The sequence below is a fragment of the Paenibacillus sinopodophylli genome (genome assembly GCF_005930355.1).
GTDB lineage: Bacteria > Bacillota > Bacilli > Paenibacillales > Paenibacillaceae > Pristimantibacillus > Pristimantibacillus sinopodophylli.
In genome coordinates, this window is the sequence record NZ_VDBO01000006.1 from 131337 (window position 1) to 143843 (window position 12507).

At 46.6% G+C, this 12507-nt stretch carries 13 protein-coding genes; 10 read left to right on the forward strand and 3 right to left on the reverse strand.

Annotated elements, in window-relative coordinates:
- The first annotated feature begins 63 nt into the window (after positions 1 to 63).
- The gene (locus FGT79_RS20875) at positions 64 to 864 is read left to right on the forward strand and encodes an SDR family oxidoreductase (protein ID WP_246096538.1); all 801 of its coding nucleotides are present in this window, start codon (positions 64 to 66) and stop codon (positions 862 to 864) included.
- A 64-nt stretch (positions 865 to 928) separates the two neighbouring features.
- Positions 929 to 1516 carry an NAD(P)H-dependent oxidoreductase gene (locus FGT79_RS20880; RefSeq protein WP_138754766.1) on the forward strand — a complete coding sequence of 196 codons (588 nt, stop codon included), beginning with the start codon at positions 929 to 931 and terminating at the stop codon, positions 1514 to 1516.
- A gap of 85 nt (positions 1517 to 1601) precedes the next feature.
- Here the strand turns inward: FGT79_RS20880 and FGT79_RS20885 are convergent, their stop codons facing one another.
- The gene (locus FGT79_RS20885; RefSeq protein ID WP_138754767.1) at positions 1602 to 1952 is read right to left on the reverse strand and encodes a hypothetical protein; all 351 of its coding nucleotides are present in this window, start codon (positions 1950 to 1952) and stop codon (positions 1602 to 1604) included.
- Between the two features lie 140 nt (positions 1953 to 2092).
- Between FGT79_RS20885 and FGT79_RS20890 the strand changes: the two genes are divergently transcribed.
- The 3 genes from FGT79_RS20890 to FGT79_RS20900 all read left to right on the forward strand — a co-directional run bounded on the left by FGT79_RS20890 (position 2093) and on the right by FGT79_RS20900 (position 4989).
- Entirely contained in the window at positions 2093 to 2353 is a 261-nt protein-coding gene (locus tag FGT79_RS20890; RefSeq protein ID WP_138754768.1) for a DUF7667 family protein, read from the forward strand.
- A gap of 191 nt (positions 2354 to 2544) precedes the next feature.
- Complete coding sequence (locus tag FGT79_RS20895; RefSeq protein ID WP_138754769.1) at positions 2545 to 2964, forward strand: VOC family protein; 420 nt, start codon at positions 2545 to 2547, stop codon at positions 2962 to 2964.
- A 201-nt stretch (positions 2965 to 3165) separates the two neighbouring features.
- Positions 3166 to 4989, forward strand: a complete 1824-nt coding sequence (locus FGT79_RS20900; protein WP_138754770.1) for a hypothetical protein — start codon at positions 3166 to 3168, stop codon at positions 4987 to 4989.
- 29 nt (positions 4990 to 5018) lie between these two features.
- On the opposite strand, the gene FGT79_RS20905 is transcribed toward FGT79_RS20900, so the two are convergent.
- Positions 5019 to 6086 (reverse strand): helix-turn-helix transcriptional regulator, encoded by a 1068-nt coding sequence (locus tag FGT79_RS20905; RefSeq protein ID WP_138754771.1) that lies wholly within the window; start codon positions 6084 to 6086, stop codon positions 5019 to 5021.
- A 154-nt stretch (positions 6087 to 6240) separates the two neighbouring features.
- On the opposite strand from FGT79_RS20905, the gene FGT79_RS20910 reads away from it, so the two are divergent.
- The 5 genes from FGT79_RS20910 (at position 6241) to FGT79_RS20930 (ending at position 10112) form a co-directional block, all read left to right on the forward strand.
- Positions 6241 to 6969 carry a class I SAM-dependent methyltransferase gene (locus tag FGT79_RS20910; RefSeq protein ID WP_138754772.1) on the forward strand — a complete coding sequence of 243 codons (729 nt, stop codon included), beginning with the start codon at positions 6241 to 6243 and terminating at the stop codon, positions 6967 to 6969.
- Positions 6966 to 8084 (forward strand): saccharopine dehydrogenase family protein, encoded by a 1119-nt coding sequence (locus FGT79_RS20915; protein WP_138754773.1) that lies wholly within the window; start codon positions 6966 to 6968, stop codon positions 8082 to 8084. The genes FGT79_RS20910 and FGT79_RS20915 overlap by 4 nt, the downstream gene beginning before the upstream one ends.
- A gap of 385 nt (positions 8085 to 8469) precedes the next feature.
- Complete coding sequence (locus FGT79_RS20920) at positions 8470 to 9264, forward strand: DUF817 domain-containing protein (RefSeq protein ID WP_171056354.1); 795 nt, start codon at positions 8470 to 8472, stop codon at positions 9262 to 9264.
- A gap of 76 nt (positions 9265 to 9340) precedes the next feature.
- Complete coding sequence (locus FGT79_RS20925) at positions 9341 to 9640, forward strand: hypothetical protein (RefSeq protein WP_138754774.1); 300 nt, start codon at positions 9341 to 9343, stop codon at positions 9638 to 9640.
- Positions 9641 to 9653: 13 nt separating this feature from the next.
- Positions 9654 to 10112, forward strand: a complete 459-nt coding sequence (locus FGT79_RS20930) for a type II toxin-antitoxin system VapC family toxin (RefSeq protein WP_138754775.1) — start codon at positions 9654 to 9656, stop codon at positions 10110 to 10112.
- Between the two features lie 108 nt (positions 10113 to 10220).
- Here FGT79_RS20930 and FGT79_RS20935 read toward each other — a convergent pair whose 3' ends face one another.
- A complete protein-coding gene (locus FGT79_RS20935) occupies positions 10221 to 12503 on the reverse strand; it encodes a beta-glucosidase family protein (RefSeq protein WP_138754776.1) in 2283 nt (760 codons plus the stop codon).
- Positions 12504 to 12507 lie beyond the last annotated feature (4 nt).

Sequence of the window (12507 nt, forward strand, 5' to 3'; positions counted from 1 at the left end):
GGAGGCGGCGAGTTGGGGACATTAAGTGGAAAAACAGCAGCTGTAACAGGTGCAAATTCGGGAATGGGCTTAGTGACGGCAGTAGAGCTGGCTAAGCTGGGAGCACATGTCATCCTGATTTGCAGAAGCAGGGAGAGAGGTCAGCAAGCTTTGGAGGAAGTGAAAAAGCAGAGCGGCAGCACGAAGATTGATCTTATGCTCTGCGATCTTGGATCATTTGCTAGCATTCGCAGCTTTGCAGCGGCTTTCAAGCAGTCTTATCAGCAGCTTGATGTGCTTATTAACAATGCGGGAGTCGTATCACTGAAGCGGCAGTTGACAGTGGACGGACATGAGTCACAGCTTGGCGTGAACCACTTGGGTCATTTTTTGCTGACGAACGAACTGCTTGATCTGATCAAACGTGCACCGCAGGGGAGAATCATTAACTTATCGTCTGGCGCACATAAGGCAGGCAGCATCCACTTTAATGATCCTACATTGTCCAAAGGCTACAATGTTGTGAAAGGCTACGCACAATCGAAGCTCGCGAATGTATTGTTCACAAAGGAGCTGGCTAGGCGGCTTTCAAGCACAAGCGTAACGGTGAACTGCGTGCACCCTGGAGCGGTTGCCACAAGTCTTGGCGTGGATCGGAAGACGGGCTTCGGCAAGAGTGTCCATCGGCTTCTCAAGCCGTTTTTCCGCACGCCGCTGGAAGGAGCAGCTACCGCCATCTATCTGGCTTCGAGCGAAGAAGCGGCGGGACTAAGCGGGCACTATTGGGTCAATAATCAAATGGTACCGACCTCGAGTAAAACAAATAGCACCGAGCTGACCGAGCGATTCTGGATATGGAGCGAGCAGCAGGTTGGACTTACATAAAGCGATGAAAACAGGCAACACTAAGGCAGACCGAATCTCATATCTGCGGAGGTGTCTCCTACTCATGAAGCATTTGATCATTTATTGCCATCCTAATCCAGACAGCTTTAATAATGCGATTGTCGAAGCGTTCATTGGATCCCTCAAAAACGAAGGGCATGAGGTAATTGTAAGGGATTTGTACGCCATGCGTTTTGATCCCGTGCTGAAAGCTAGTGATTTCGATGCTATGCGTCAAGGGAATACGCCAACAGACATTAAGACCGAGCAGGAGCATGTAAAGTGGGCAGACGCCTTTACAATGGTATACCCCATCTGGTGGACAGGGCTTCCTGCACTCATCAAAGGCTATATTGACCGTGTATTTTCCTATGGCTTTGCTTACGCTTATGGGGAAAACGGGAATATTGATAAGCTGCTTTCAGGCAAAAAGGGACTTATTATTAATACGCATGGTACGCCATCTGATATTTACAGCAAGACCGGTATGTACGAGGGGCTCAAAATTACTTCCGATACCGGCATTTATGAATTTTGCGGGATTAAGCCAGTAGGTCATATTTTCTTCGGCAGTGTACCTCAAATCGATGATGCCGCACGCAAGGCGATGCTTGAGGAAGTAAAGAGCAAGGCAGTAAGCTTGTTCGAGTAGCAGCATTAAGTTGATACGCATACGTAGAAAAGATGCTCCAAAAGGCGTTTATAGCCTTTTTGGAGCATCTTTTGCTTGGGCAATTTTACCGCTCATATCCGGGGGAATTATAATCGGTGTCCTGGAGTTTAGACAAAATGTTCATCTGACGAATATGGGTTCTCGTTTCATCGGTCCCGAGCTCATAAATGGTGTGATACACCTTGATTAGATCTTCGTTGAACTTATCGGTAGCTTTATCATGATCGGCTGATTTATAAGGAATCGGTGCGCGGAATTGAGTCAATTCGTCATCGCGTCTGAGTTGGTCGAGCTGCAGCCCTAGCTCGTTGATTTCATCAGTCGTACCCACAACGGTTAATTGATCATTAATAGAGGGTTCAGGCTCGACTCGTTTTCCCGAAATGGATACGTAATACAGCTTCTTCTGTATCATAAGCTTCACTCCCCTTTATCTGTGTTATTAAGTTATAAAACAAATAACAAAGGTATGAAACAATGAGTTAGAGGGCTAATTTTTCGCAAAAAAGGAGAGAATGGAAATGAAGGACATTTCGCTGGATAGGAATGATCATAATGATGAATATTCATTGGCGGCTTGCAGAACTGTGGCTGCTGCAGCAAAGTCGGGGCTTGAATGAACAGGAACAATCGGAAATGAGCTCCTGCCTTAAGCTTAATGCCAAGTATGCGCAACGTCTTGCGGAGCAATATAACTTTGGCTATATGGCCAATGTGACAGGAGATGAGGCGTGGCTGCTTGAGGTTTCTACGGAGATCGATAAGATGGAGAGATTCTACGAAAGCAAGAGGCCTGCTTTTTTTGAGAAGCATTAGCATAGGCTCTGTGTACACAAGCGTTATCTGATCAGAACATTGTTTTTGCTGCGGCAAGCAATCTCAAAACCTAGCAATCCTTAACAAATAACAGACTATAAAAAAGGTTAAATTAACGTTATAATCAAAACGAATCATTTGGATTCGGATTCAGACCAAAGTTTGCTAATCTAACGATGAGGTGATAGGAAATGGCTTTAAAGTCCAGCAACATATTTGTGAATTTACCGGTTAAAGATTTGAACAAATCAGTGGAATTTTTTACGAAAATCGGTTTTGAATTCAACCCTCAATTTACGGATGAGAACGCAACCTGTATGATTATTGGCGACAATATTTTTGTGATGCTGCTCGTTGAAGACTATTTCAAATCATTTATTGATAAAGATATTGCGGATGCTGCAAAAACGACCGAGGTAATCGTTGCCTTATCGGCAGATTGTAGAGAGCAAGTAGATGAGATCGTGAACCGGGCGCTGGCAGCGGATGCGAAGCCGTACAGAGATCCTGTAGATCATGGGTTTATGTACAGCTGGAGCTTCCAGGATCTCGATAACCACCTGTGGGAGTTCGCGTTCATGGAGCCAAGCGCACTAGAGCAAGGCGAATAGTTGGAATGAGAAGCGGCTGGCGCGATTGCGTCAGCCGTTTTTATTTTGCAATGCTAGGTGTTGAATTACTGCTTTAATATTACATCTTCGGTTATCTCCATAGTTCCGGTGTCCTATTCGTGCTTAATGAAAGTTATGATAGCATAGAATCATGATGGTTAAATATGGAATGATTAAGGACGCTATGAAAGGAGTACTCAGATGCTCTCTCACACAGATACAAAGACGCAGGTATCACTCCCTGGGCAAACTGGGTCAAAATTGGCGAATACAGCACGGACCGCATCAGGCGGTGGGACGTTTGACCAGCACAGCTTAGGAGCCAAAGGAAACAGTCTGTCTTCTGCTAGGGCTATAGGCATGCAGAAGTTAATTGGAAACAAAGCAGTAGCGCAGATGTTGAAAAGCAGTTCGCAATCGTCTCAACCAAGCGAATTGACTGAGGATATACAAACGGATCAAGCTGAACTCATACCGTTGCAGCGCAGGGCGATTATACCGGGCGTATACGACAGCTACGATAGCAATAAAGCACGCGAGTCGACCAAGTCGATGTTCTTTGCATCGAACCAGGAGGATCTTATCATCCAATGGGTAGGTGCGTCCAAACCGCATATCGGTACGATCAAAAGCTTTCTAGGCAATGAGATGGTTAAAGAAAAGGCCGAGACTGGACTGGTTTCAATGACAGAGAAGCTAGGCAAACTGACCGAAGCCAAAAATGCTGCGGTGCTTGCAATGAATTTGTTGATCGAAGACTATAAGAAAACGGCGAAGAAGCCAGTAGTAAGCAGAGCTAAGGGTGGCAGTATTCAGGATCGATTGAGGGCACAGGTCGAGCAGAACACATTAATGGACGCGCCTGTCCAATCAGCCATTAAGGACAACGTAGCAAAGGTACAGGCTGAATATGATAAAGCACGTGTGCTCCAGCATGAAATTCATACGTTCACAACAGGGTTGCAGAAGGAAGCAAGTGACAACAAGAAAGGGAAGTTAAGCTACGAGAAGATGACCGACGCGCATGGCAAAGCGGCAGGTGAGAATGGATTGTTCGCAATGGCCTCAGAGCTAGGAATCGAAGTTCCGGATTCCATCCATGCGTTAGCAACGGAAGCAAACGAGAAGGCGGCGGGCAAGCTGTGGATTGAAGCAGGAGAACGAGCTGCTAACGGCTCCTTACAGCTTGAGTCGCTCCGAGGCAAAGTAACAACTGCTGCGGCGAGTAAAAAGAAATTCGAGGAGCTGTCCGCCGACTTCACGCTATGTAAACAAGTAAAGCAAGAGTTTGATAGACTAAAAATAAAAGACGGCGGGGATCTGAAGCTGATGAACGATACCCGTCTCGAAGCGAACGCAGCAGCAAGGAACAAGGAATGGACCGAAGCAAAGAATAAAGCACAGATGACGATGCAAATCGCCAATAAATTAAATAGCCTGGCTGATCAATTTCGAGAATACTCAGAAGGTGCCAAGCCGAAGCTGCTGCCAGGAACTCTTGATACTATTTTCAAGAAGCTGGGCAAGCTCCCTGATTATACAAATGTTGATGCACTGAGCTATATGCAAGATATTTATGAGCAGCAATGTGCGGTTAAACGGGAAAACTGGCTTACTTATCTGGGTATTGCTGGAGGGAACATCGTAGGCAGCAGCACCGATCATTATACTACATTCAATGATTCATTGCCGGCTAATGCCACATTTTCAGTTTTTGGAGCTACCAAAGCAGCATTATGTGACGAGATGTTCGGCATTGGTAATGAGATGAAACGGCTGCATTCGACGCGAGTCGTCGGAGCTACTCGTTATCATCGATATTGGCAGAGGGTAGGGCAAGGAGAGATCTATTCGAACAATGTTACAGACTTCGATCTAGCAAATACGAATGCTGCAGCATTCGGAGCTCTCAATGTACGCTACAACGAAATGCACGTGCATATGATGAGGAAGGTACAAGAAGCGATCGAGCTGCATGGTCGAATCGGCACGAATGATAGAGCGCAACAGTTGGTATTCCCGTAAGTCATATTGCATTATCATTCCTATTCCTGTCAGCTATGCTTGGCGACCAGCTCCCATAACAGCTCGCGCCTGCTGTTTACGCCCATTTTAGTGAAAATGGATTTGAGATGATCTTGGACGGTATATGCCGATATATGAAGAGAAAAAGCGATTTCTTTGGTGGAAAAGCCTTTGATAATACGCTCAATTACTTCAATTTCTCGTGCAGATAGGCTATACGCCTGAGCGATTAGCGGGAGAACATCTGCTGGCTTAGCTTGTTCAATCGTAACGCCAAGCTTAACAAGGCGAGAGGCTCCTTCTAGTTTGAACGCTTTGATGGCAAGATATGAGCCATCCGGCATTAGGATGCATACTTTCGCTTCGCTGCTGCTATCAGCAGTCTGTCCCAATGCGCGTGAACCAACCGCCCTCAGTGGTCTGGGCAGTATGCTTGATCCAATTCCCTCCATCGTCCTCAGTTCATTCAGCCAGAGGCTGGAGGCAGCGTTGGAGCTTTCCAGCTCGAGGTGATCTGTGAGTATAAGCATCCCTGCGTCCTGCTCTTCCGCTCTCCGATTAGATGCAGCAGGCTTTAAGGCTGCGGTTTTAATTGACTTCGCCAAGAGTGGCGCAATCGAAGCTATAAATAAACACTCCTCTTCACGAAAAAGCGGATCGCCTATCCGTCGGAATAGTGTTAAATATCCCCAGCATGCTCCGTCATGAATGAAAACAGCACGCAGCTCATCGCCGAAGCCAGCTGGTGCAAGCACCTCGCGATATCTTCCGCTGAGTAGAAGCTGCCCATCTGTAGCAGCATATAGGCTTCCAACTGGCAAGGGGGCATGAATTAAGCGCTCATAGCTGTTAAAGTCCTCGTGTCCGTGTCCATATTCATACTCAAACAATCTGTGATGGATAGCTTCAATAGCATCATCTGTGGACGAGCCGGTCGACAGAAGCGTGATGGGATCAACGGAGGTGCAGCAAGCAGCCGCGAAAGGGACGGCCTCCCGAATGAAGGGCATAATGGCTTCTCGATAATGCCGCGCTGACTGCGAATGATGCACAAGTGTATCCAAGTTGCGTTTGAAAGCTTCGATATGATCTGTCATGACTTAGGCCCCTATTCAAAATCCCACATTTGTGGGATAGCGATCACTTTGTATCTCATCAATAATGAGAAGTACATCCTCATCCTCTCATCCTAACATTTTATCAAAAAGGAGAGGGGGATGAACAGAGGAACGCGAATAGGAGAGAACGACTATGAAACAATCTGACACATCGATGGACTGGAATCATGCCCATGCGGGAAATTATGAACATACAATTGCTTTGAAAATTCCAGGCTATCATTTGCTTTACGATATGATGGATCGCTTGCTTACAGCGCAGCTTAGCCAGAATGGCGAGGAGGCGGCTCACATTCTTGTTGTAGGCGCAGGCGGCGGTCAGGAGTTGTCGACGCTCGGCACTCACCACAAGCATTGGAGCTTTACGGGCGTTGATCCCTCTGCACCGATGGTGCTTGCAGCACGCGAGCGTGCGGAGCAGGCAGGACTGCTTGATCGGGTTGCACTCGTTCATGGAGAGATAGACCGTTTGGTCCCAGCTTCACGATATTCAGCTGCAACCTGCTTACTGGTGCTGCATTTTGTTAAGGGCAGGGAGCAGAAGCTAAAGCTGTTGCAAAGCATAGCTGAGCGGCTCGATACGGGGTCGCCACTCTTTATAGCGGCGATTAATGGCAAGCTGGGGACAGAAGCGTTCTCTATTCAGTTGCTGGCTTGGAAGAGCCATATGCTTGATAACGGTATTTCCTTACCGGATTGGGAGAAGTTCGTGAGCTCGCTTGGAGCCGAGTCAGATCCAATACCAGCAGCCGATCTTGAAGCGATGCTGGAGGAAGCGGGATTTGAACAAGTAACCCGTTTTTTCGGCACCTATTTAATTGATGGCATGTTCGCAGTGAAAAGAGGCAGGGCATTGTTATGAAAACAGATATTATTGTCGTAGGCGGCTATGGGCATGTAGGAGGTCAGATTTGCAAGCTGCTAGCGGACTCATATCCGGGACACATCTATGCAGCGGGTCGAAATATAGAGCGGGCAGAGCTGTTTTGCCGAGCTGTCGGAGGACGAGTAAAGCCTCTTCGCCTAGACGTAGGAAAACCTATTCCGAAGCAGCTGCTTGAACGAGCTAAGGTCGTCATTATGTGCTTGGACCAAACAGCAACAGATTTTGCAATGGCTTGCTTGAAGGAAGGCATAGCATATATTGATGTTTCTGCAAATGGCCTTTTTTTTGAAGCGATGGAACAATTGAAGAAGCAAGATGTGACTCTAAAAGGGACTGCTCTGCTTAGTGTAGGTCTTGCGCCAGGACTTACAAACCTGCTGTCCTTGAAGGCAGTTCAAGCACTGGATACAGCAGAGCGCATTGAGATAGGCATTATGCTGGGACTAGGAGATGCACATGGAAAGGCTGCAATCGAATGGACGGTAGACAGTCTTACTCAATCCTTTTCTATAACCGAGCATCACAGATTAAGAAAGGTCAGCAGCTTTGATGAAGGGAAAAAGGCCGATTTCGGCGGGAGCTGGGGGAATAGAACCGCTTATCGGTTCCCATTCTCTGATCAGCAGACGCTTCCTACGACGTTAGGTGTACCAAGCATTTCGACCAGACTTTGTTTTGACTCGCGATTCGTGACGAAAACGATTGCGGTGCTCCAGAGATTGGGCTTCATGCGCTTATTGCGAATAGGCTGGATAAGAGAGCTGGCTATCCAATCATTCGGAAAGCTCCGTATAGGCTCGGAAGGTTACGCTGTGAAAATTGCCGGATATGGCAAACAGGGAGAAATGGATACAATCGTCGAATTTGGCCTGCAAGGAGAGAAGGAGGCAGATATAACAGCAGGCGTTGCCGCCGCTGCCGCAATGGCCATGTATGAAAGCGAACTGCCGAAGGGAATCTTCCATGTGGAGCAATTGTTTGAGCTGAATCTGCATGAGCAAGGCATAGCCCTTCGTTTAAAAGGGAACGAAGACGCATGGGATGTATCGACAGTCAATCCGATTCAAAGCTGGTCACGTACACGGACCTAGATGTACTATCCATTCTATTGATATAAACAATGTGATATTTATATATAACCAATTCAGCAGGCAATGAAAGAGCAATTGTACTTGAACAATAACCATAAAGACGGACTCTCATTATGAAATGTCTTTTTTTGGTTTTGTTCAAAGCATTGCTCTTTTTTATATGGGCTGATGACTTTCTATATCGAAAATAAGAAACATTAACAATGAAAAATTCTATTTTTAATATTCGATTGAGCTTATATGATTATTTTTAACATTGGATATGAGGAGAAAGTGCGGACGAGTTAACTAGGATGAATGCTGAAGCGTATGTTAGTAGAAAAGCTTATACAATCGACGCGGAAGGTTGAAAAGTCTAGAGCTGCACAGCGAGGAGATTACATCTATGAAACCAATCATACAGCTGCTTTATTTTGGCTATCATCAAGCGATGAGTTGCATATTTCCAGTTGCAATTTTTGGGACTTTAGCACTTTCCAGTATAATAGAGATACCGTTCGTTCACCGTTATGATACCATTCTTCTCCTATTGCTTGCCGTACAATACCTCATGTTCAGAAGTGGATTAGAGACTCTCGATGAAATTAAAGTTATCTGTGTCTTTCATCTTATAGGATTGTTTCTGGAAATGTATAAAGTGAAAATGGGATCATGGTCATATCCTGAGCCCGGGCTTACCAAAATACTTGGAGTTCCGCTGTACAGTGGATTTATGTATGCTAGTGTTGCAAGCTTTATGTGTCAAATATGGCGTAGACTGAGGATGGTTATGACGGGCTGGCCAGGGCTTGCTTCAGCAGGATTATTAGGTGGAGCCATCTATCTGAACTTTTTCACTCATCATTTCATTCCTGATTTTCGTTGGATGCTGACAGGTCTAGTACTCGTTGTCTTTTGGAAAACTTGGATCGTATATCGGGTACGTACTATTACTTATCGAATGCCTTTGACGCTTGCTTTTGTTTTAGTTGGTTTTTTCATTTGGCTGGCCGAAAATATTGCTACATTCTTTAATGCTTGGAAATATCCTGACCAGCATCAATCCTGGCAGCTGGTGAGTTTCAGTAAGATCAGCTCTTGGTTCCTTCTGGTTATTATTAGCGTCATTATTGTTGCCCAGCTGAAGCATGTCAAAGCAAACCGGAACACGATTGAAGCAAACCATCTCCGTGATGAATAAGGGGCTCCACCCCCTGAAATCGACAAAGTTCGACGAATCCTTATATAAACAATCATATAAGGAGTGAATCCCGAAGGTGAATAATTATAAGCGCTTCATTCAGAATCAATTTGAAAAAGCGAAATCTACCATGACAGAATTCATCTCTTCAAGAAGCGAAGAACAGGTAAATAACACGTTAGAACTCAATTCGCAGCATTATGCGGAGCTAAAGTCAATCGCCGATATACAGCAAACCACAGTGCAAGCAATCGTTAATGGAATGATTGTTCAATATCTGGCAAGCAGGCCAAGCGAATTGGTCACTATTTCAGTGGATCAAAAAGAAGATAACCCGATTCTTTATTTGGATGGTATTTGCAAACTCGTGGATTAAGGAGTACATACATATGGATAATGACTTGAACATACAGGATACTATATTTCTGGACAGCACAGCTTTAGCCGCTTTAATGAACGCTGATGACCCTCGCTATGCGAAAGCCCGTTCCATATTTTTGGATTTGCATGACATGGAACGAAATTATGTAACAACCAGCTCCATTATATTTGAGCTTCATGAGTGGCTGCGTACTGAATACAGCTATCAGCAGGCGGAATATTTTTTGAAAGCAATGGATAAGACGGTAAGTAAAGGCAGACTCGCGGTCATATCCAGCAGCCAAGAATTTGATGGGGAGACGCGTAGGCTGCTAATAGACAGGCCGGAGCTCCATTTCTCGCTTAGCGAAGCATTTACTGCTGTAACGATGTCCTATTACCAAATAAAACGTATTTTTACGTTCAACCGTAATTACATGATGCTAGCCAATTTGGATAAGGATATTCGTATTATTCCAACTATTTAAAGAACTTTAATCAAAATGCCCAATGCTGCAAGCTGGCGCCGATCCTTTTTCGGCGTCAGCTTGTTTAGTTTTGGGTGATACAGGGACGTTGCTTATTTTAACAGGTTATTACAACGATTCAGCCGCGTTCATCTGGGCAACAATGGCTAGAATAGCTTCTTCCGGAACGGCGCCTTGACTGAACATCGCAATTGCCCGCAGCGGCATAAAATTCAGCATCGCAGTCATCATCTCAGGTGCGTCTTCCATCATCGAGCTCATGATGCCGCCGCCCTCTGAGAATTGTTGAAGCATCTGATTGGCTAAGCCTGCTCGTGTCGGATCTTGAAGCAAATCGCCAAAGGTTGTATTCAGTGTAACTTGTTTTCGAATCGTAACCGTTGATTGTACGTGTACGGTTTGCGTGCAAACGATATCTCTTGATGATGCTCCTACGAGTATATCGAAATCACCGGTTTCCACATGCCAATCCTGCAAGGCTACATCATAATAGGCAAAAGCGCGCTTGCTTAATGAGAATGAAACGGTTTTGCGCTCGCCGGGCTGCAGTGCAATCTTGGAGAAGCCTTTCAGCTCCTTCTCTGGGCGAATGACGGCGCTGACCGAGTCCCGTACATAAAGCTGTACGATTTCTTTGCCAGCGATAGGGCCTGTGTTGGTAACATCGACGGTGACCGTTACCGTCTCTTGATCCGTAAGCGTCGTTCGGTCAACGCTAAGATTGCTGTATGCGAACGAAGTGTAGCTCAGTCCGAAGCCGAAAGGGAACAGCGGTTCAATTTCCTTCGTATCGTAGTAACGATACCCGACGAAGATACCCTCTCTATATTCTACGCGATCTCCTTCGCCTGGGAAGTTCAGATACGAAGGATTGTCGCTCAGCTTGACGGGGAACGTCTCGGCAAGCTTGCCTGAAGGGTTGGCATCTCCGAACAGTAAGGCGGCAATCGCACTGCCGACAGCTTGACCTCCCAAATATCCTTCCAGCACCGCTTTGGCTTTGCCAAGCCATGGCATACTAATCGGTGAGCCATTGCTGAGCACCACGACGATGTTCGGCTGCACTTCTGCAACAGCTTCAATTAGTGCTAGTTGGTTGCCCGGAATGCTCAGATGCTGACGGTCGTAGCCTTCCGATTCGAAGCGGTCAGGCAGACCAAGAAACAATACGGCTGCATCCGCTTGGCTTGCGGCGGTTACAGCTTCTCGTATAAGTTCATCGTCCGCAGTGTCGTCTTCGAGCCTGAATCCTTGCGCATAGGTCACTTGTGCAGATGCCCCTGCTGTTTGAATGATTTCTGCAAGCGTGCTGTCGAGCTTAGTTGGTTTAATATGCGAGCTGCCTCCGCCTTGGTATCTAGGAGTTTCGGCGAAGGCTCCGATCACTGCGACTGCACCGTTCTTCTGAAGTGGCAGCAATGACTGTTCGTTTTTCAATAAGACGATGCTCTCTGCTGCAACCTTCTTAGCTAGAAGGTGGTGGGCAGCAGCATCGTATACCGCGTTTTCTTTCTTGTTGTCAACCGCTTTGAATACGACGGTCAGAATACGCTCAACTGCATCATTTAACATTTCAATGGATAATTGACCCGCGTTCACGGCATCGACGATTTTACGGTCTCCTGCCCCGTTGCTGGATGGCATCTCAAGCTCCAGTCCTGCAGCAAGTCCAGCTACGCGCTCGTTCACAGCACCCCAGTCAGATACGACAAAGCCCTCATGACCCCATTCCCTCTTCAAAATATCCGTTAACAATCGACTGTTCTCCGAAGCGAATGCACCGTTAACCTGATTGTAAGAAGACATGACTGTCCAAGGTTGTGCCTTGATAACCGCGCCTTCGAAGCTGGCCAAATAAATTTCCCGCAGCGTTCTCTCATCGACGATTGCATCTACAGTCATGCGGCGGTGCTCCTGATTGTTGACGGCAAAATGCTTGAGCGAGGTTCCGACCCCTTGGCTCTGCACCCCGTTAATATGAGCTGCAGCCATCTCTGTCGATAAATACGGATCCTCCGAGAAATATTCGAAGTTGCGGCCACATAGCGGCGAGCGCTTGATGTTGGCACCTGGACCTAGAAGGACAGCAACGTTCTCTGCCTGACATTCCTCGCCTAGCGCAACGCCGACCTCCTGTACCAATTCGACGTCCCATGAGCATGCAAGTCCTGCGGCCGATGGGAAGCAGGTTGCAGGAACGCTGTCGAGCAGGCCTAGATGGTCGCTGCTGCCGCTTTGCTTGCGAAGCCCATGCGGCCCATCCGTTACCATGACAGAAGGAATGTTTAAACGTTCAATGGCTTTCGTATGCCAAAAATTCAGTCCGGAGCATAATCCGGCCTTTTCCTCTAACGTAAGCTGTGCGATGATTTGTCGAATATCCCGTTTCATGTGT